This is a genomic window from Mesorhizobium sp. L2C084A000 (assembly GCF_000502875.1).
In the GTDB taxonomy this organism is placed as follows: Bacteria; Pseudomonadota; Alphaproteobacteria; order Rhizobiales; family Rhizobiaceae; genus Mesorhizobium.
In genome coordinates this window covers 787360-806515 of sequence record NZ_AYWX01000001.1, presented here as the reverse complement: position 1 = coordinate 806515, position 19156 = coordinate 787360, and the positions used below count along the sequence as shown (strand labels likewise).

The following is a 19156-nucleotide window of genomic DNA, read 5'->3' as shown; positions in this document are numbered from 1 at the left end:
ACGCAGAGCGGGGTACGTCACGCGCCAGTCTTGATGTAACTCTTGTAGATCCAGCCGGTCTTGCCGTTGTAGGTGATCTGGCACCATTTCTTGCAGCTCATCACCTGCACCGAGGTTTTGGCTGGCACCGTACCGATGGCGGCGGCATTTTTCTTCGGGCCGCTTCGCATGGTCACGGCCCTCAGGATGCGCCCTGTTCCGGCGGCTGCGGCTTTCCTGGGCTTCGCCTTGGCCTGGCTGTCATCGCCTTCTGCCGCTGGCTCTTGAGCCGGCACTTGCGGCTGCACCTCGGGAATGGCGGCGGTTTGTGCGCCGTCGGGATGGTTGCCCGCGGCTGCGCTGGGCGCGGCTACCTTGGCAAGTTCGGTGGCGGCATCGGTAGCGGCTGCCGGCTGTGCGAATGCCGCAGCTTGCTTGTCCGCTGCCTGGCTGGGGGCAGTCGAATCGGAAGTGGCGGCGTCCTTCGGCTGCGAACCGGTCCAGCGCGGATCGTTGGCGGCGAGTGCGGGGATGTTGGCTAGCGCGGCCGCCACGGTTGTCGGAATAGCGTCGGACTTGCGCGCCTGCGGCACGGCTGCCGCGGCGACCGCGGCCCCAACCGGGGTTATTTTCGTCGTCTTCACCGGAACCGTTGGAATGGTCTGTTCGGGGCTCGCTGCCGCTTGTCTGTCGCTGGCCGGCAATGCCAGCCACAGCGCCACGGCGGCGACGCCAAGCAGCGCGGCAGTGCCGATCGCGGCGATCACCAGATGCGAGTTCGAACGGACTTCCTGCCAGAAGGAGGGCCGCATGTCGTATCCGAACTGCATGGCAAAGCGCCGACGTTCCGGCGTACCGAAACTGAAGGGCTCTCTCACTCTTGCCACCTCCATAAGCGGGCCGACGTTCTATCGGTCGGTGCCGGAAGTCCGGCGTCTGATCCGCATAGGTCAAAAAAACAACGCGGGCAGTCCCGCAACAATCCCCGAACAATCGCCCAGAACCGGCAGCTTTCGCCTGCGATTGTGGCATCAGTACGCCATTATAGGGGATTCTGCGCCTTTGCGGGAAATTGCGCAATGCGTCGCACGGGCAACAAATGTTACAATGAATATTACAATATTACATCAGGTCGGTCGGCTAGATCCTGTCCCGCAACGCAAACCAGTTGAGCGCCAGGAACAGCAGCGGCGTGCGGAAGCGCCGACCGCCGGGGAACGGCGGGATTTTCAGATCCTCGATCAGCTTCAGCCGGTCGCGGTTGCCGGCAACGGTTTCGGCATAGAGTTTACCGAAGTAGTTCGACAGCATGACGCCGTGGCCGGAATAGCCGCCGGCCGAGATCACATTGGGCATCACTTCGCGCACGAAAGGCTTTCTCGGCACCGTGATGCCGACATAGCCGCCCCAACCATGCGTGATCTCGACATCCCCGAGCGCCGGATAGAGTTCCGCGATCTGGCGGCGGATGTGAATGTGGATATCCTTCGGATCGTTGACGCCATAGACCTCGCGTCCGCCAAACAGCAGCCGTCCGTCCTTCGATCTGCGGAAATAGCGCACGACGAAGCGGGAATCGTCGACCGCCTCGCCACCCGGCAAAACGTTCGAGTCCGCTCCCAGAGGCACGGTCGCACCGATGAAGGAACCGATCGGCATGATGTGCGCCGCACTAACCGGCTCGAGCGCGCCGCCATAGGCGTTGACCGCTATCAGGCATTTCTGCGCCGTCACCGTCCCCCTCGGTGTCGAAACCTTGACCTTGCCGCCACTGGACATGATGCCGGTCGACGGCGTCCCCTCGAACAGCTGCGCACCTGCAAGCGCTGCCACCCGCGCCGTGCCGATCACCAGCTTCATCGGATGGATGTGGCCGGTGCCGGTGTCGCGCGTGCCGCCGAAATAGGCGGTCGAGCCCAACCGCTCCGCCGTCTCCCTGGCATCCATGAACGAGATATGCGGGTAGGAAAAACGGCTCGCCATGATCTCGGCATGCGCCTTGTAGTCGTCGACATAGCGCGGCTTGTGCGCCACCGAGAGCTGGCCCGGCATATAGTCGATATCGATCTGGTTGGCGGCAGTGAATTCGAGGAGATGCGCCTTGGCCTCTTCGGCAAGACCAAACAGCGCCTTGGCGCGGGCCAAGCCATACTCGGCTTCCAGGTCCTCGGCCCAGGCGCGCTGGCCGGTGCCGAGCTGCCCGCCATTGCGCCCGGAGGCGCCATCGCCGAAGCGGTAAGCGTCGATCAGCACGACATTGGTGCCTGCCTTGGCCAGGTGCGCCGCCGCCGACAGACCGGTAAAGCCGCCGCCGACGATGACGACATCGCATGCCCGGTCGCCATCCAGTCCGGGATATTCGGGCCTCGGTCCCGCCGTGTCCTCATACCAGGAACGGCCGGGGGAAATTGGGGATTGGTAGGGCATGAGAAGTCCTAGGGCAGTAGGGCAGTAGGGCAGTAGGGCAGTAGGGCAGTAGGGCAGTAGGGCAGTAGGGCAGTAGGGCAGTAGGGCAGTAGGGCAGTAGGTGGGGCTATTCCGGTGACAGTTTTCGGATCAGAAGCCGCAAGAGCGTTCCTACGCTCTCACTGCGGGTCATCAGTGGTTCGACCGTCTCGTGCGAGGCGATTCCGACGCGTTGCGCGATCAGCGATGGGTCTCCAGTTCCTTGAGGGATCCCTGGGCGATCCTGAGAAATTGCTGATAGGAAGCTCGGCTTTCTCGCCCGTAACCTTCGGCAGTGTTGGCGGGAACGGAGGTGGCTGCACGGCGTACCTGAGTCGTCAGTCCGTAGAGCTCATCCCTTGGCCAAGCTCTGGTTGTTTCGTAGATCGATACCGCCAGATCCATAGCTTGCTGCCAGACAATTAAATCCCTGTACGATTCAATCTTGGCCGCCATCCTTGCCCTACTGCCCTACTGCCTACTGCCCCCTTACTCCCCTACACATTCAGCAACAGATACTCCCGCTCCCACGGGCTGATCACTTCCATGAAGGTCTCGAACTCCGCCCGTTTGATCGCCGCGTAGGTAGCGGCGAAGGACTTGCCCAGATGCGCGCAGAGTTCCTCGTCGCCCTCGAACAGGTCGACGGCTTCGAGCAGGCCGCGCGGCAGGTCGATCTCGTCGGCATTGGCGGTGGTCAGCACGGGAGGCTCGGCCTTGATCTTGTTGGTGATGCCGATCAGCCCACAGGCAAGCGATGCCGCAAGCGCTAGATAGGGGTTAGCATCGGAGGACGGGATGCGGTTTTCGACGCGCCGAGCCGCCGGATCCGAACGTGGCACGCGAAATGCCGTGGTGCGGTTGTCATAGCCCCATTTGTTGTTGACCGGCGCCGACGCCGCCTGTGTCAGCCGGCGGTAGGAATTGACGTAGGGCGCGAACATCACCAGCGCGTTCGGCACATGCTTCTGCATGCCGCCGATAAAGTGGAAAAAATCGTCGGTTTCCGAGCCGTCAGCGGCCGAAAAGATGTTCTGTCCAGTCTTCTTGTCGATGATCGACTGATGGATGTGCATGGCGGAGCCGGGTTGCCCCTGGATCGGCTTGGCCATGAAGGTGGCGTAGATCTCGTGCTTCAGCGCCGCCTCGCGAATGGTGCGCTTGAACATGAACACCTGGTCGGCCAGTTCGATCGGGTCGCCGTGGCGCAGATTGATCTCCAACTGGCCGGCGCCTTCCTCGTGTATCAGCGTATCGATCTCCAGGCCCTGGCTTTCGGAGAAATGGTAGATGTCGTCGATCAGTTCGTCGAATTCGTTGACGCCGGCGATCGAATAGCCGGCGCCGCCGCCGATCGCGCGTCCCGACCGGCCGACAGGCGGGGTCAGCGGATAGTCCGGATCGGGATTCTTGCGCACCAGGTAGAACTCGATCTCGGGCGCCACCACTGGCTTCAGGCCGAGCTTGTCATAGGCAGCCACCACACGCTTCAACACGTTGCGCGGCGTGAACTCGACTGAGCGTCCGTCCTGGTGGACGAGATCGCAGATGACCGCGGCCGTCGGGTCTTCTTCCCAGGGCACCACCGTCAGCGTCGACAGGTCCGGCATCAGTTTGAGGTCGCCGTCGTCTTCCGGGTAATGGAAGCCGTTGCCATCCTCGGGGTAGCCGCCGGAAATCGTTGTCATGAAAACTGCCGACGGCAGCGCCAGCGAGGTGTTGGAGGTGAATTTCTTCGACGGCATCATCTTGCCACGCGCGACGCCGGCCTGATCAGGCGTGATGCACTCGATATCCTCGATGCCGCGCCACTCCAGCCAGGCGCTGACTTCCTTCCAGTTCTTGACGCCCCGTTGGTTTTTCACGAAGGCAGGCGTACGGACACGTCCTCCGCGGCTCGACGGACGGACTTCCTTTTTTGCAGGCGGCATCATTCACCAGATTGGGTTGCGGATTGTGGAGTATAGCCGTGCCCCCCTGTGGAAGGGAAGGGGAGCCGCGTCGGGCATTGGCCGGTGCGGTTGAAAATCACGCCAATCGGCCTAGTTTCGGCCGTTGCAATTCCAATCGAGGCCCAAATCTTAATCGAGAAATTGAATGCGGCCCAACGGCAAACTGACGACGATCGGATTCGATGCCGACGACACGCTGTGGCAGAACGAGCAGTTCTTCCGGCTGACGGAAAAGCGCTTTGCCGCCATGCTCGTCGACCATGGCGAAGCCGAGCATATCTCGGCACGATTGCTGGAGGCCGAAAGGCGCAACCTCGCCGTCTATGGCTTCGGCATCAAGGGATTTACCCTGTCGATGATCGAGACGGCGATCGAGGTCACGCAAGGCCGCGTACCGGCCTCGGTCATAGCAGAGATTCTCGATGCCGGCCGCGAAATGCTGAGTCATCCGATCGAGGCCTTGCCGCACGCCCGCGAGACGGTCGAAAAGCTTGCCGGCGCATTCCGGCTTGTGCTGATCACCAAGGGCGACCTCTTCGATCAGGAGCGCAAGCTGGCTGGCTCTGGCCTTGGCGATCTGTTCGACGCGGTCGAGATCGTCAGCGACAAGAATGCCGCCACCTATAGGAGGATCTTCAGCCGCCACGGCGATGGTGCCGCGAAAAGCATGATGGTCGGCAACTCGCTGAAGTCGGATGTGGTGCCGGCCATCGAGGCCGGCGGCTGGGGTGTCCATGTGCCGCACGAACTGACCTGGGTGCTGGAGCATGTCGAAGCGCCGGTAACCGAATCGAGGTTCCGCCAGATATCCGATCTCGGACAACTGCCCGGATTGATCGAAAGCATCATCGATCCGTGATTGCCGGGCCTTACCTAATTTGCTCAATTCCGGACGGAAAACCGTTACACACTTTCCCGCAATTAGCTTAGCGGCCGATGAGGCGATCGATCACCGGTTGCAACCGTTCGGGCGTGATCGGCTTGGCGACCACCACGTCGATGATACCAGACAGGCCCAGACTTTCCGTCGCGCCATTCTTGGTTGACAGCAGGATTACCGGTGGCAGCGATTTGCCCGAGGCGCGGCGCAACGCGGCGATGCTGGACATCAGGTTCTCGCAGTCCTTGTTGTCGGCGCCGCCGTCAAGGACAACCACACCGGGAATGAGGGACCGCAAGATCCTTGCCGCCGTGTCGGGAGATTCCGAAATCGGCTTGAGCCCGGATCGCTCGACGATCTTTGAAATCACCACGCGATTGATTGGCGATTTCCCGACGACAAGCACCTGCGACGGATCACGGATCGCCTCGGCGCTCGAGTCACGGGTCGCCAGATTCGGATGTCTTGGAGTCTCGCCTTCGCGGTTCACCGGGCACACAAGTCGGCCAAGAAGCTCGCCCCTATTTCAATGCAGAGTTGAATCCGGAGCGCAATTGGCGTGAGATCGGAGCCTATGTCAAGTTGAAATAAAAGTACCCTAAATCATCGCCGGGAGCAGTGAATTTCAAGCAACGCTACTGTACTCAACTGTCCACACGTGAGCTTGATGAAAAGAAAATTCACCTGCGTAGAGGCTGCGCAGGTGAAGGGTCGGTTGCATGGATTCGGTCAGCCGTGGCTCTGCTGCGTGACGATGACCGGGATCAGCAGATCGCCCCAGTTGCCGTCGCCGCCGTGATGTCGTGCCGAGCGCACGAGCTCGACCGAGACGCCCGCCTCGACCGCCTTCATCACCGACTGGTTGAGGCGGTGCAGGTCGTTGGCCAGCATGCGGATCGTCGCCTGCTGGTCGACGCTCATCGTCGTCGACTGTTCCTCGGCGCGTTCCTTGACGCGGCTTATCGATGCCATTGGTCTTCTCCTTGTGTTCCAAGCCCTGTTGGGCGTTCCCTCTGTATTTCTGCGGTCCGCTATTCCGCGGCTGGTTTGAACTGCGCGTGCTCGGTCGATTCATGCATGGCGGTGGTCGACGACTTGCCGCCGGTGATCGCCATAGACACGGCGTCGAAATAGCCGGTGCCGACCTCGCGCTGGTGCTTGGTCGCGGTGTAGCCATTGGCCTCGGCCGCGAACTCCGCTTCCTGCAACTCGGAATAGGCCGCCATCTGCCGTGCCTTGTAGCCGCGCGCCAGCTCGAACATGCCATAGTTGAGCTGGTGGAAGCCGGCGAGCGTGATGAACTGGAACTTGTAGCCCATGGCGCCGAGCTCCTTCTGGAATCTGGCGATCGTCGCGTCGTCGAGGTTCTTCTTCCAGTTGAACGAGGGCGAGCAATTGTAGGCGAGCAGCTTGTCGGGATGATGCTTGCGCACGCCCTCAGCGAATCTCCTGGCCTGTGCCAGGTCGGGTTTCGAGGTCTCGCACCAGATCAGATCCGCGTAAGGCGCATAGGCGATGGCGCGGGCGATGCAGGGCTCGATGCCGTTCCTGACATGGTAGAAACCTTCCACCGTGCGCCCGGCGTCGTAGTCGACGAAAGGCTGGTCGCGTTCGTCGATGTCGGAGGTGAGCAGCTTGGCGGCTTCCGCATCGGTGCGCGCGACGACCAGGGTCGGCGTGCCCATCACGTCCGCCGCCAGGCGCGCGGCATTGAGGTTGCGGATGTGCGCCGCGGTCGGGATCAGCACCTTGCCGCCGAGATGGCCGCATTTCTTTTCCGACGCAAGCTGATCCTCATAGTGGACGCCGGCGGCGCCCGCCTCGATGAAGGCCTTCATGATTTCGAAGGCGTTGAGCGGTCCGCCGAAGCCGGCTTCCGCGTCGGCAACGATCGGCGCGAACCAGGTCTCGACCGAAAGCCCGTTGCCTTCGGAGGTCTCGATCTGGTCGGCGCGCTGCAGCGTGCGGTTTATGCGCTTGACCAGTTCGGGCGCCGCATTGGCCGGGTAGAGCGATTGGTCCGGATACATCGCACCAGCCGTGTTGGCGTCGGCGGCAACCTGCCAGCCCGACAGGTAGATTGCCTTCAGCCCGGCGCGCACCTGCTGCATCGCCTGATTGCCGGACATGGCGCCGAGCGCGTTGACGAAGTCCTCCTCGTGGATCAGCTTCCACAGCCGGTTGGCGCCCATTTCGGCGAGGCTCTGGCGGATCTGCACCGAACCGCGCAGGCGCTTCACATCCGCCGCGGAGTAGGGCCGTTCGATACCGTCGAAGCGACCTTCCGGGGCCGATGGGACGAGGTTGTAAAAATCAGTCATTGGTCACTCCGAGGGATTGCTGATCTGTGTCAAGGCGTCAAGAATTTGGGGTCGTTGGGTATGACTGGATTTACATTTCTGCGCGAAATCAGCCACATAAATCCACAAAGCCGGCAGAATATAAGAGAAAACCTGTGTTGTGTTTGACAGAGGTGCATTGTAAATTTGTCATTGTTGTAAAAGGCCAAAGCCCAGAAAATTCGTGTAAATGCTGTAAAGGACAGTCCGTGGCTGACCAGAAGATCTTCGCCGGGCCGCGCATCCGCCGCATCCGCAACGCCAAGGGCCTGACCCAGACGGCGATGGCCGAGGGTCTTGGCATTTCGCCATCCTATCTCAATCTGATCGAGCGCAACCAGCGGCCGCTGACGGTGCAGCTGATCCTCAGGCTGGCCTCCGTCTACAAGGTCGATCCACACGAGCTGCAGGGCGAGGCGAGGGGATCTGTCGCTGCCTTGAAGGAAGTGTTCACCGACCCTCTGCTGGTCGGCGAGTTGCCGGGTGATCAGGAACTGATCGAGCTTGCCGAGGCGGCGCCCAATGCGTCCGCGGCGGTGATAAAACTGTTCCGCGCCTATCGCGAGCAGGCCGAGCGCCTGTCCGATCTCAACGAGCTTTTGGCGCGCGAAGGTCGGGCGACGGCGCTTTCCGGCGCCCGCCTGCCGATCGACGAGGTGCACGAGATTTTCGAGCGCCGGCCGAACCATTTTGCTGCCCTCGAGGAGGAGGCCGCGGCGTTCACCTCGGTGCTCGATCCCGGCGACGATCTGTTCGGCGCGCTGAAGGCCTGGCTGAAGCGCGAATATGGCATCGTGGTCAAGGTGCTGCCGGTCGCGACCATGCCGAACTGGCGCCGCCGTTATGATCGTCATTCGCAGCGCCTGTTCCTGTCCGAACGGCTGTCGCCGTTCGACCAGTTGCGCGAAGTCGCTATGGAGGCCTGCCTGATCCGCATGACGGTCGCGGTCGCCGGCGAGATCCAGGCGCTCAAGCTGAGCACCGACGAGGCGCGCCGCCTGGCCCGCTTCGAACTTGGCCGTTATGCGGCGCATGCGCTGATGATGCCCTATCAGGCCTTTCATGCGGCTGCCGTGCGCGCCCGCTACGACATCGATGTCCTGCGTTCGCGCTTCGGGGTCTCCTTCGAACAGGCAGCCAACCGGCTGACCATGCTGCAGCGGCAGGGTGTCTCCGGCGTGCCGTTCTTCATGCTGGAGGTCGACAATGCAGGCAACCGCTTCCGCAAGGCCGGCAGCCAGGGGTTTCCACAAAGCCGCTTTGGCGGCGGCTGTCCCAAGCTGCCCGTGCATGTTGCCTTCACCCAACCCGGCCAGATATTTGTCGAGACGGTGGAAATGCCCGACGGCGCCGAGTTCCTGTGCATCGCCCGCACACTGGAAGGGCCGCAAGGCGCGTTCTCGGAACGCCCGCGCCGCACCGCATTGCTGCTTGGCTGCGACATCGGCTTTCGTGACGACATCGTCTATGGCGCGGCATTACCCGGTGCGGCAATCACCGCAAAGGCTGGCAGTATCGCGGCGACGCCGGTCGGGCCTGCCTGCCGGCTTTGCGAACGCGTCGGCTGCCTGGCGCGCGCCGAGCCGCCGGTGACGCGCCCGCTCGGCCTCGACGAGATGGTGACGGGCCTGAGTGCCTTCGATTTCCAGTAGCCGTGTTCCTCTGAAATAGGAGCAAGGTGCCACAATTGTCGCCGGCCGCTGGCTCAGTTCCGGCCTGCGCCTTTGCGTTACGCGAACAGAGCATCTTTTTGTCGTCCCTTGCGCATCGTCCCGTCCACAAAAGCCCGACAGTCGCGCTCATGATCGATACCGCATCGCCGATCGTCGCATCGCCAGCCGTCTCGCCGCGCGAGGAACGCGTCGGCATGCTTTTGGTCTTCCTGTCGGCGCTGATGTGGAGTTTCGGCGGCACCATCGCCCGCTTCATCACTGTCGGTGACAGCTGGACGGTCATTTTCTGGCGCTCCGTCTGGGCAGCCGCCTTCCTGGTCTGCTTCATGGTCTGGCGTGACGGCTGGCGTGGCACGCTGAAGCTGTTCCGCGACATGGGTCTGCCCGGCCTTGCCGTCGGGATCTGCTTCGCCACCGCATCCACAGCCTTTGTCGTCGCGCTGGCCTACACCACCGTCGCCAACATCCTGTTGATGCAGGCCGGCGTGCCGTTGCTGGCGGCGCTGTTTGCCTGGGCATTGTTTCGCGAAAGGGTTGGTGTCGCGACATGGGTGGCAATCGCCGCCGTCATCACCGGCGTCGCCATCATGGTGTCGGAATCGCTGGATGGCGCCGTCTCGCCCATAGGCGATGGGCTGGCGCTGTTGATCGCGGTCATGTTCTCGGTCGCCACCGTCATCACCCGGCGGTTTTCCGGCGTGCGCATGACGCCGGCGACGTGCCTCGGCACCATGCTCGCGGCCGGCTTTGCCGTCTCGCAGGCATCGACCTTCGCCGTGTCGGTCAGCGACATGGGCTTTCTGTTTGCCTTCGGCGTGGTCAATCTCGGCCTCGGCCTCGCCTTCTTCGCCACCGGAGCGCGGCTGATACCGGCGGCCATCGCGGCGCTGCTCGGCACGTTCGAACCGATCCTCGGTCCGATATGGGTCTGGCTCATCCATTCCGAGGTGCCGTCGGGGCGCACCATCATCGGTGGCGCGGTTGTGGTCACGGCGCTGCTCGTCCATATCGGGCTCGAATTCAAGCGCCAGGCACGGCCCGAACGCGCCGGGGTCACCGGGGTGCCGTCGCCTAATTGAAGCGGCCTGCAGCTTTGCCATTGACAACGTCGCTGCAGCACGGGCAGGCTGGGAATACGGCAACAACAAGACAGGCGTATCTTGCCAAGTCTCCCAGCCGGTCCGATCGAGACCGGACCATATCGTCGTATCTCTGCCCGCGCCACGGCGAAAGCCTATGACGGTATGCCTCCCAGGCCGCCTCAGGGGCATCGAGCCATCTCATCGAACCGCCTGCATGGTGTCGGCAGTTCGCGCTTGTCGCCCCTTGGAAAGCTCAATAGTCTGAAGAAAATGCCGGTCGCGCTGATATCGCGACGAGCCGGTGAAGGAACACTCATCAAAGGAGAATAGCATGATCCGCAAAGCGCTCTGGCTTTCGGCTACCTCGGCATTCCTGACACTTTTCACCGTCGGCGGTCACGCCGCGGATCGTGTCGTCAACGTCTTCAACTGGTCGGACTACATCGACAGTTCGATCATCGACGATTTCACCAAGGAAACCGGCATCAAGGTCGTCTATGACACCTTCGATTCCAACGAAATCCTGGAAACCAAGCTGCTTGCCGGCGGCAGCGGCTACGACGTCGTCGTGCCCAGCGGCAACTTCCTCGCGCGCCAGATCCAGGCCGGTGTGTTCCAGAAGCTCGACAAGTCGAAACTGCCCAACATTTCCAACATGTGGGATACGGTTACCGAGCGCACCGCCAAGTACGACCCCGGCAACGAATACTCCGTCAACTACATGTGGGGCACGGTTGGCATCGGCTACAACATCAAGAAGGTGCAGGCGGCACTCGGCACCGACAAGATCGACAGCTGGGATGTCTTCTTCAATCCCGATAGCCTGGCCAAATTGAAGGACTGCGGTGTCTACGTGCTGGACTCGCCGGCAGATATCATCCCGGCGGCTCTGAAATATCTTGACCTCGACCCGAACAGCACGTCACCCGATGATATCGCCAAGGCCGAGGAGACCTTGCTCAAGGTCCGGCCTTACATCAGGAAGTTCCATTCCTCCGAATACATCAACGCGCTCGCCAACGGTGATATCTGCCTGGCGGTCGGCTGGTCGGGTGACGTGTTCCAGGCCCGCAACCGCGCGGTCGAGGCCAAGCAGGGCGTCGAGATCGGCTATTCCGTGCCGAAGGAGGGCGCTCAGATGTGGTTCGACCAGATGGCGATCCCTGCCGATGCGCCGCATGTCGCGGAGGCGCTCGAGTTCATCAACTACATGATGAAGCCGGAAGTTATCGCCAAGTCGTCGAACTACGTGCTCTACGCAAACGGCAACAAGGCCTCGCAGCAATTCGTCGACAAGGCATTGTTGGAGGATCCTTCGGTTTATCCCGATGCCGAGACCATAAAGAAGCTCTACACCGTCTCGCCGTACGATCCCAAGACCCAGCGCGTCATCACGCGCACCTGGACCAAGATCGTCACTGGCCAGTAAGCAATCCGACACGGTCCCGGCAGCCACCTGCCGGGACCGTTTCTACCTGGGGCAAGAAGCAAGAAAATCAGGACGGAGTGGGACATGAAATCGCTTGGCAGCATCCGCAGGGATTTTGCACCGTGGAACGACCCGAATGCCAAGCCGTACATCCAGTTCGACAACGTCACCAAGAAGTTCGGTGACTTCACCGCCGTCAACAATCTGTCTCTGACCATCTTCGAGCGCGAGTTCTTCGCGCTGCTCGGCGCCTCCGGTTGCGGAAAGTCGACGCTGCTCAGGATGCTCGCCGGCTTCGAGGAGCCGACAGCCGGCCGCATCCTGCTTGACGGCCAGGACCTGCGCGGCATCCCGCCCTATCGGCGGCCGGTCAACATGATGTTCCAGTCCTATGCGCTGTTCCCGCACATGACGGTCGAGAACAACATCGCCTTCGGCCTCAAGCAGGACGGCATGCCGAAGCCCGAAATCGCATCGCGCGTTGCCGAGATGCTGAAGCTGGTCAAACTCGAGCAGTTCGCCAAGCGCAAGCCGCACCAACTATCCGGCGGCCAGCGCCAGCGCGTCGCGCTCGCCCGCTCGGTCGCCAAACGGCCGAAAGTGCTGCTGCTCGACGAGCCGCTTGGCGCTCTCGACAAGAAGCTGCGCGAAGAGACGCAGTTCGAACTGATGGACCTCCAGCAGAACCTCGGCCTGACCTTCGTCGTCGTCACCCACGACCAGGAAGAGGCGATGACCATGGCCGATCGCATCGCCATCATCGACAAGGGCGAGGTGATGCAGGTGGCAACGCCGGCCGAAGTCTACGAGGCGCCGGGGTCGCGCTTCGTCGCCGGCTTCGTCGGCAATGTGAACATGTTCGAGGGCAAGATCGCGCGTGGCGAGGCCGGCAGCGCCAGTATCGACGCCGGCAACGGCATCACCATCCGCACCGACAATGCCGGGACGGCCGGCGCCGGGACGGCCGTCACCTTCGCCATCAGGCCCGAAAAGATCAAGGTGTCGTCGAAAAAGCCGGCCGAGGCGGTCAACGCCATCGAGGGCGAGGTCTACGACATCGCCTATCTCGGCGACATGACCGTCTATCATGTCAGGCTGGACGACGGCCAGGTGGTGCGCGCCAGCACCATGAACGCGGCCCGCATCACCGAGGATCCGTTGAGCTGGAACGACCGCGCCTGGGTTTCCTTCCGGCCCGACGCCGGCGTCGTGCTGACGCGGTAGGGGCGACCATGTCGAGCGCCGCCGTCACCACCGCATCAGCCTCTCCGACGACCAATGCCGGCAAATCCATCCTCGCCAGGCTGGGTGCTGCCTTCGTTGGCCGACTGGTCATCATCATCCCTTATGTCTGGCTGCTGTTCTTCTTCCTCATTCCGTTCGTCATCGTCTTCAAGATCTCGCTGTCGCAGACGGCGATCGCCATTCCGCCCTATACGCCGGCGCTCGATTTCAGCGGCGGCGTTTCCGGGTTCCTCGCCCAGCTGAAACAACTCAGCCTCGACAACTACGCCTGGCTGACGCAGGACGCGCTCTACTTCAACGCCTATGTGACCAGCGTCATCATCGCCGCGGTCTCGACGGTCCTGACACTGCTCGTCGGCTATCCCATCGCCTACGGCATGGCGCGCGCGCCGGCGACGATCCGCCCAACCTTGCTGATGCTGGTGATCCTGCCGTTCTGGACCTCGTTCCTGATCCGCGTCTACGCCTGGATCGGCATTCTCAAGCCCGAAGGGCTGCTCAATCAGCTGCTGCTCGCCACCGGCGTCATCCACCAGCCGCTGATCATCCTCAACACCTATACGGCGATCTTCATCGGCATCGTCTATTCCTACCTGCCGTTCATGGTGCTGCCGCTCTATTCCGCGCTTGAGAAGATGGACTATTCGCTGATCGAGGCAGCCAAGGATCTCGGCTGTCCGCCGACCAGCGCGTTCTGGAAGATCACCTTCCCGCTATCGCTGCCCGGCGTCATCGCGGGCTGTCTGCTGGTGTTCATTCCGGCCGTCGGCGAGTTCGTCATTCCCGATCTGCTCGGCGGATCGCAGACGCTGATGATCGGCAAGACGTTGTGGAACGAGTTCTTCGCCAATCGCGACTGGCCGGTATCGTCGGCCGTCGCCGTCATCCTGCTGTTGCTGCTGATCGTGCCGATCATGCTCTTCCAGCGGGCCCAGGCGCGCGCTCAGGAAATGGACAGGTGACCTCATGAACGCCACCTGGAGCCGCTTCAACATCACCTCGATCGTGCTTGGATTTGCCTTTCTCTATCTGCCGATCGTGCTGCTCATCGTCTTCTCGTTCAACGAATCGAAACTGGTCACGGTCTGGGGCGGTTTCTCGACCAAATGGTACGTCTCGCTGTTCCACAACCAAGGCCTCATGGACGCGACCTGGGTGACGGCGCGTGTTGGCCTGATCTCGGCCACGGTTGCGACGGTGCTGGGCACCCTGGCGGCACTCACCTTGACCCGCTACACGCGCTTCAAGGGCAGGGTGCTATTCTCCGGCATGGTCTTTGCGCCGCTGGTCATGCCGGAAGTCATCACCGGCCTGTCGCTGCTGCTGCTCTTTGTCGCCGTCGGGCTCGACCGCGGCTTCCTCACCGTGACGCTCGCCCACATCACGCTGACCATGTGCTTCGTCGCCGTGGTCGTGCAGTCGCGCCTCATGACCTTCGACCGCTCGCTGGAAGAAGCCGCGATGGATCTTGGCGCAACGCCGGTGAAGACCTTCTTCCAGATCACATTGCCGGTTATCATGCCGGCGATCGTCTCCGGCTGGATGCTGGCTTTCACCCTTTCGCTCGACGATCTGGTCATCGCCAGCTTCACCTCCGGGCCGGGCGCGACGACGCTGCCGATGAAGATTTACAGCCAGGTTCGCCTCGGCGTGACGCCGGAAATCAACGCCGCCTGTACCATTCTGATCGCCGTCGTGGCGATTGGCGTCATCATCGCCTCGCTTGCCAACAAACGGCGTGAGGTGCAGCGCCAGCTCGACGAGCAGGCCGCGCAGCGCGGGTGAAAGATAGGAGGCGCGGTGGCGGCCTATTCCCCCGAAACGCCGCGGCTGATCGGGGAAATGAACGGCGTGCTCCATGTCCCGCCGACGAAGAACGACGACTGGTTGGGACCTTGCTGGCCGTTGGCCTGCGTTGCCGCCTGCTCAGGCTGAATGACGCCGCCGGACAAGGCCAGTCCGCGCCCGGCGTAGGACGCGATGCCGGACAGCCAGATCTTGTACTTCGCTGAATTGGCCTCGGCCTTGTCGATCCGCGCCACGCCCTTCGAAATGGTGGCCTTGATCTCGGCGCCGTCGATCGGCAATGTTCCGTCAGAGACATCGTCGAGCGCGAAGAAGCCGCCCTGTTCGGTATGTTTGAGGAAGGCCGGCAGGTTGAGCTTGCTCAACGCACCCGGCCCGAAGGTCGCCGAGACCGAGCCGTCGGCATTGTCGAAGATGGAATCCCAGGTTCTGCCCGGCCCCTTGAGGATCACCGAGACGGTGCCCGTGCCGACTGGCACCAGCCGCGTCATCCCTGCCGCCGTACCGAAAGCACCGCCGTCGATGTCGGACGCCAGAAGGCGGATTTCGACCTGCGAGCCTTCCGGCTTGCGATCGAAGCGAAGGCTGGTCTGGATGTTGCCGCCGAAGGCCGAGGCATCGGAGATGTCGAAGACGGACAGACCATCCTTGACCTGGGCGGTGGCGGCGACGTCGGCGAGCTGGATCGGCCCCGCCGTGGCGTGCGCTGCCGACAGCCTGAGATCGAGATTGATCTTGTCGGCGAAACTTGTGTCGATTTCGCCGGGCCCCGCCCCTCCGGTCGGCACCAGCGGGGTGAAGGCTGACAGAAACGATCTGAGGTCGAGCGTGTCGAAGGCGAGCGTGCCGGAGATTACCGGTTGTGCTTCACCAAGCGAGAGGTCCAGTGCACCCATCCCCGGATTGTTGTCGAGCGCAATCGCCGTGTTGTCGAACTTGACGCGCCCGCCGGTCGCGGTGATCTTGCTCGAAATGCTGACCGAGCCGATCGCCGCACCCGGAGCGATGCCGGCCTGCGACCATTCCAGGACACGCCGCAGCGAGGGTGCCGAGAACTTCGCCTGACCGTCGAAATAGGTATTTTCAGACATGCTGGCCGTGCCGTCGAACGAGAAGGTGGCGGGTGCCGCCTTGAAGGACAGCGTCAGCGGCGCCGTGCCGCCGGCAAACAGCACAAGCGGTCTGGCCGAGGCGACGTCCAGCGCGACGCTTTCGCCCCGCCAGATCCCTGTTGCCGACAGCGTCGCATTGCTGTTCATCGCCGCCCAATTCGCCTGACCGTTCAAACTGCTCAGGATCTCGACGTCCTTGCCGCCGATGGAGGCGACCATACGGCCGTCGCGAAACTCGACCGTGCCGAAGGTGTCGGTAGGCAGCTTGTCGAGGTCCGGCTTGGCGGGGTCGGCATTGACCACGCCGCGCGCCGTGTCGATGGAACGCGTGATGCGCCCGCCGGTGGGGACAGCGGGCAGGAAAAGGCCGGCAGGTGTGCGCTGGACCCGGATCGTCGGCCGCACCAGCCGCGCCGTCGAAAACACCACGTCGCCGCGTAGCGCCGCCATGGCGGAAAGATCGACCTCGACCCGTTCTGCCTCGACCACAGGCGGCGCCTCGGTGTCGGTCCATTGTGAAAGCGTCACATCGGTCAGGATTGCGCGGAATGTCGGCCAGACCTCGATGCGCGGCGAACCGTCGATGGCGACACGGAAGCCGCTCCACGCGCTCATTTCCCAGGCGATGCGGTCGCGCACGATACGGGTGGAGGCGATCAGCGGCAGGGCGGCAACGACCAGCGCGACGACGATCACGGCAGCGCCGATCGCCCATATTCCGCGCCGGATCATAGATGATGGCATATGGCCCCGTATGCTTCCATTCCGACAAATCGCCCGACGGGTGTAACCCCAGTCGTCACCACGACCCCCAGTCGTCACTACGACTGCAGTCGTGACCACACTTCCGGCCGCCACCACGACTTCAAGTTGTCACTACGACTTAGGGCTGAGGCATTTCAAGTCTTTATGGCCCGGCGATGGCATTTGCGCACATCTGGTCGCATCAGCCGAACAAAATCTTGCTCTGCTGCGCTGCGATATGCATAAGCGATGGCGACCGTGGAGGAACGATCATGGCTGCCGGACAACCGCTCTGGACCCCGACGCAAGACCAGATTGACGCAGCACCCTTGACCGCCCTCACCAAGGCCGCCGGAGTGAAAGCCGGCGTAGCGTTTTCCTCGTATTCGCAGCTTCACGCCTGGTCGGTCGAGGACCGTGAAGGGTTCTGGAGCCTGATCTGGGATTTCTGCGGCATCGTCGGCGACAAGGGCGATAACCTGCTCGTCGACGGCGACAAGATGCCCGGCGCTTCTTTCTTTCCCGATGCGACACTGAATTTCGCCGAGAATCTGCTGAAGAAGACCGGCTCAGGCGACGCAATCGTGTTTCGCGGCGAAGACAAGGTCGAGCGCCGGCTGTCCTGGAACGAGTTGCACGCGCTGACCTCGCGGCTGCAGCAGCTTTTCCTGTCGCTCAAGGTGAAGAAGGGCGACCGCATTGCCGCCATGATGCCCAACATGCCGGAGACCGTCGCCGCCATGCTGGCCGCCGCCTCGATCGGTGCCGTCTGGTCGTCCTGCTCTCCCGATTTCGGCGAGCAGGGCGTACTCGACAGGTTCGGCCAGATCGAGCCCGTCGTCTTCATCGCGCCGGATGGTTATTGGTACAATGGCAAGGCGATCGAAGTCGCCGACAAGATCGCCGCGGTCGCGGCCAAGCTCGGCACTGTCCGCAAGATCCTGGTCGTCGACTATCTCGGCACATCGAGCGATGTCGCCGGGACCATCGACAAGGCGGTAGCGCTGGAAGAGGCGCTGTCGCCCTTCGCCGGCAAGCCTGTCACTTTCGAGCCGCTGCCGTTTTCGCATCCGCTCTACATCCTGTTTTCGTCGGGAACGACCGGCATTCCCAAATGCATCGTCCATTCGGCCGGCGGCACGCTGATCCAGCATGTCAAGGAACACCGGCTGCATGCCGGTCTCACCGATGGCGACCGCTTCTTCTACTTCACCACCTGCGGCTGGATGATGTGGAACTGGCTGGTGTCGGGGCTCGCTTCGGGTGCCATGCTGCTGCTCTATGACGGTTCGCCCTTCTATCCCGACGGCAATGTGCTGTTCGATTTCGCCGATGCCGAGAAGATGACCTTTTTCGGCACCTCGGCCAAATTCATCGATTCTGTGCGCAAGGCTGGTCTCAAGCCGATCCGCACGCATGATCTGGCCACTGTGCGGGCAATCTCCTCCACCGGCTCGCCGCTGTCGCCGGAAGATTTTCGCTTCGTCTATGACGGCATCAAGAAGGACGTGCACCTGGCCTCGGTCTCCGGCGGCACCGACATCGTCTCCTGCTTCGTGCTCGGCGTGCCGACGCAGCCGGTCTGGACCGGCGAGATCCAGGGACCCGGCCTCGGCCTGGCAGTCGATGTCTGGGACGACGACGGCAGGCCGGTCCGGCAGGAAAAGGGTGAGCTGGTCTGCGCAAAAGCCTTTCCGGCTATGCCGATCGGCTTCTGGAACGACCCCGATGGCAAGAGGTACCGGGCGGCCTATTTTGAGCGCTTCGACAATGTCTGGTGTCATGGCGATTTCGCCGAATGGACCGAGCATGGCGGCCTCATCATCCATGGCCGCTCCGACGCCACGCTCAACCCGGGCGGGGTGAGGATCGGCACGGCGGAGATCTACAATCAGGTCGAGCAGATGCCTGAGATCCTGGAAGCATTGTGCATCGGACAGGACTTCGACAACGACGTGCGCGTCATCCTGTTCGTGCGGCTAGCCGCCGGCGTGCAGCTCGACGACGATCTGGAAAAACGCATCCGCGCTAAGATCCGCAGTGGCGCCAGTCCCCGCCATGTCCCGGCCAGGATCGTTGCCGTGTCGGATATTCCCCGCACCAAGTCGGGTAAGATCACCGAACTCGCGGTGCGCGATGTCGTGCATGGCCGCGCCATCAAGAACAAGGAGGCGCTCGCCAATCCAGAGGCGCTCGAGCTGTTCAAGAACCTGCCTCAGCTGGCCGAGTAATTGGCAGCCGGCATGGTTAACGAAATATCTCGCTAGAATTTACCTAGATTTCATGAGTGGTACACATTCGTAAATTTTCCGGCGCCCCGGTAAGGAGTTGTTAAGGTCCGGCGTCGATAGTCGCACGTAACTTGAGGGAGAAATCCCGTTCCTCAGCCCCGAGGATCCGAATTCGCTCAAGCCCCCGTTGTGACAGCAATCCCATCTCTTAAGGCGTCCTTTGGGCGCCTTTTCTTTTT

General features: G+C 62.3%; 15 protein-coding genes and 1 pseudogene. 8 read left to right on the top strand and 8 right to left on the bottom strand.

All coding sequences use genetic code 11. The features are described from left to right. Positions 1–17: 17 nt before the first annotated feature. The 4 genes and pseudogenes from X735_RS161980 to X735_RS161990 all read right to left on the bottom strand — a co-directional run bounded on the left by X735_RS161980 (position 18) and on the right by X735_RS161990 (position 4358). Positions 18–857 carry an SH3 domain-containing protein gene (locus X735_RS161980; protein ID WP_023809185.1) on the bottom strand — a complete coding sequence of 280 codons (840 nt, stop codon included), beginning with the start codon at positions 855–857 and terminating at the stop codon, positions 18–20. Positions 858–1119: 262 nt separating this feature from the next. After that, entirely contained in the window at positions 1120–2406 is a 1287-nt protein-coding gene (locus X735_RS161985) for an FAD-binding oxidoreductase (RefSeq protein WP_023809184.1), read from the bottom strand. Between the two features lie 106 nt (positions 2407–2512). Next, a pseudogene (locus X735_RS1000000167110) lies at positions 2513–2880 on the bottom strand (four helix bundle protein). A 41-nt stretch (positions 2881–2921) separates the two neighbouring features. Beyond that, positions 2922–4358 (bottom strand): glutamine synthetase family protein, encoded by a 1437-nt coding sequence (locus X735_RS161990; RefSeq protein ID WP_023809183.1) that lies wholly within the window; start codon positions 4356–4358, stop codon positions 2922–2924. A gap of 163 nt (positions 4359–4521) precedes the next feature. Here X735_RS161990 and X735_RS161995 point away from each other — a divergent pair, with 163 nt between their 5' ends. Beyond that, positions 4522–5235, top strand: a complete 714-nt coding sequence (locus X735_RS161995) for an HAD family hydrolase (RefSeq protein ID WP_023809182.1) — start codon at positions 4522–4524, stop codon at positions 5233–5235. Positions 5236–5302: 67 nt separating this feature from the next. Here X735_RS161995 and X735_RS162000 read toward each other — a convergent pair whose 3' ends face one another. From X735_RS162000 to aceA, 3 genes are all read right to left on the bottom strand, one after another. After that, the gene (locus X735_RS162000; RefSeq protein ID WP_023809181.1) at positions 5303–5755 is read right to left on the bottom strand and encodes a response regulator; all 453 of its coding nucleotides are present in this window, start codon (positions 5753–5755) and stop codon (positions 5303–5305) included. Positions 5756–5985: 230 nt separating this feature from the next. After that, the gene (locus X735_RS162005) at positions 5986–6228 is read right to left on the bottom strand and encodes a hypothetical protein (protein WP_006202762.1); all 243 of its coding nucleotides are present in this window, start codon (positions 6226–6228) and stop codon (positions 5986–5988) included. Between the two features lie 59 nt (positions 6229–6287). After that, the gene (aceA, locus tag X735_RS162010; protein ID WP_023809180.1) at positions 6288–7577 is read right to left on the bottom strand and encodes an isocitrate lyase; all 1290 of its coding nucleotides are present in this window, start codon (positions 7575–7577) and stop codon (positions 6288–6290) included. Between the two features lie 227 nt (positions 7578–7804). Between aceA and X735_RS162015 the strand changes: the two genes are divergently transcribed. The 6 genes from X735_RS162015 to X735_RS162040 all read left to right on the top strand — a co-directional run bounded on the left by X735_RS162015 (position 7805) and on the right by X735_RS162040 (position 14809). Beyond that, on the top strand, positions 7805–9247 hold the full coding sequence (locus X735_RS162015; protein WP_023809179.1) for an XRE family transcriptional regulator: 1443 nt from the start codon (positions 7805–7807) through the stop codon (positions 9245–9247). A gap of 149 nt (positions 9248–9396) precedes the next feature. Then, positions 9397–10347 carry a DMT family transporter gene (locus X735_RS162020; protein WP_023809178.1) on the top strand — a complete coding sequence of 317 codons (951 nt, stop codon included), beginning with the start codon at positions 9397–9399 and terminating at the stop codon, positions 10345–10347. Positions 10348–10681: 334 nt separating this feature from the next. Next, the gene (locus X735_RS162025; RefSeq protein WP_023809177.1) at positions 10682–11779 is read left to right on the top strand and encodes a polyamine ABC transporter substrate-binding protein; all 1098 of its coding nucleotides are present in this window, start codon (positions 10682–10684) and stop codon (positions 11777–11779) included. A gap of 84 nt (positions 11780–11863) precedes the next feature. After that, positions 11864–13003 carry an ABC transporter ATP-binding protein gene (locus X735_RS162030; protein WP_013530249.1) on the top strand — a complete coding sequence of 380 codons (1140 nt, stop codon included), beginning with the start codon at positions 11864–11866 and terminating at the stop codon, positions 13001–13003. 8 nt (positions 13004–13011) lie between these two features. Next, positions 13012–13986 (top strand): ABC transporter permease subunit, encoded by a 975-nt coding sequence (locus tag X735_RS162035; protein ID WP_023809176.1) that lies wholly within the window; start codon positions 13012–13014, stop codon positions 13984–13986. 4 nt (positions 13987–13990) lie between these two features. Beyond that, positions 13991–14809 carry an ABC transporter permease subunit gene (locus tag X735_RS162040; RefSeq protein ID WP_013530251.1) on the top strand — a complete coding sequence of 273 codons (819 nt, stop codon included), beginning with the start codon at positions 13991–13993 and terminating at the stop codon, positions 14807–14809. A 23-nt stretch (positions 14810–14832) separates the two neighbouring features. On the opposite strand, the gene X735_RS162045 is transcribed toward X735_RS162040, so the two are convergent. Continuing rightward, positions 14833–16686: an AsmA family protein gene (locus X735_RS162045; RefSeq protein WP_023809175.1), complete on the bottom strand. Its 1854-nt coding sequence runs from the start codon at positions 16684–16686 to the stop codon at positions 14833–14835. Between the two features lie 272 nt (positions 16687–16958). On the opposite strand from X735_RS162045, the gene X735_RS162050 reads away from it, so the two are divergent. Continuing rightward, complete coding sequence (locus tag X735_RS162050) at positions 16959–18917, top strand: acetoacetate--CoA ligase (RefSeq protein WP_023809174.1); 1959 nt, start codon at positions 16959–16961, stop codon at positions 18915–18917. Positions 18918–19156: the final 239 nt, after the last annotated feature.

Excerpts from the sequence above, each read along its gene's own strand:
- X735_RS162050 (WP_023809174.1), top strand. The coding sequence starts at position 16,959 with ATGGCTGCCGGACAACCGCTCTGGACCCCGACGCAAGACCAGATTGAC.
- X735_RS161990 (WP_023809183.1), bottom strand. The coding sequence starts at position 4,358 with ATGATGCCGCCTGCAAAAAAGGAAGTCCGTCCGTCGAGCCGCGGAGGA.
- X735_RS162025 (WP_023809177.1), top strand. The coding sequence starts at position 10,682 with ATGATCCGCAAAGCGCTCTGGCTTTCGGCTACCTCGGCATTCCTGACA.
- X735_RS162040 (WP_013530251.1), top strand. The coding sequence starts at position 13,991 with ATGAACGCCACCTGGAGCCGCTTCAACATCACCTCGATCGTGCTTGGA.
- X735_RS162020 (WP_023809178.1), top strand. The coding sequence starts at position 9,397 with ATGATCGATACCGCATCGCCGATCGTCGCATCGCCAGCCGTCTCGCCG.
- X735_RS162035 (WP_023809176.1), top strand. The coding sequence starts at position 13,012 with ATGTCGAGCGCCGCCGTCACCACCGCATCAGCCTCTCCGACGACCAAT.
- X735_RS162045 (WP_023809175.1), bottom strand. The coding sequence starts at position 16,686 with ATGCCATCATCTATGATCCGGCGCGGAATATGGGCGATCGGCGCTGCC.
- X735_RS162030 (WP_013530249.1), top strand. The coding sequence starts at position 11,864 with ATGAAATCGCTTGGCAGCATCCGCAGGGATTTTGCACCGTGGAACGAC.
- aceA (WP_023809180.1), bottom strand. The coding sequence starts at position 7,577 with ATGACTGATTTTTACAACCTCGTCCCATCGGCCCCGGAAGGTCGCTTC.
- X735_RS162005 (WP_006202762.1), bottom strand. The coding sequence starts at position 6,228 with ATGGCATCGATAAGCCGCGTCAAGGAACGCGCCGAGGAACAGTCGACG.
- X735_RS161985 (WP_023809184.1), bottom strand. The coding sequence starts at position 2,406 with ATGCCCTACCAATCCCCAATTTCCCCCGGCCGTTCCTGGTATGAGGAC.
- X735_RS161995 (WP_023809182.1), top strand. The coding sequence starts at position 4,522 with ATGCGGCCCAACGGCAAACTGACGACGATCGGATTCGATGCCGACGAC.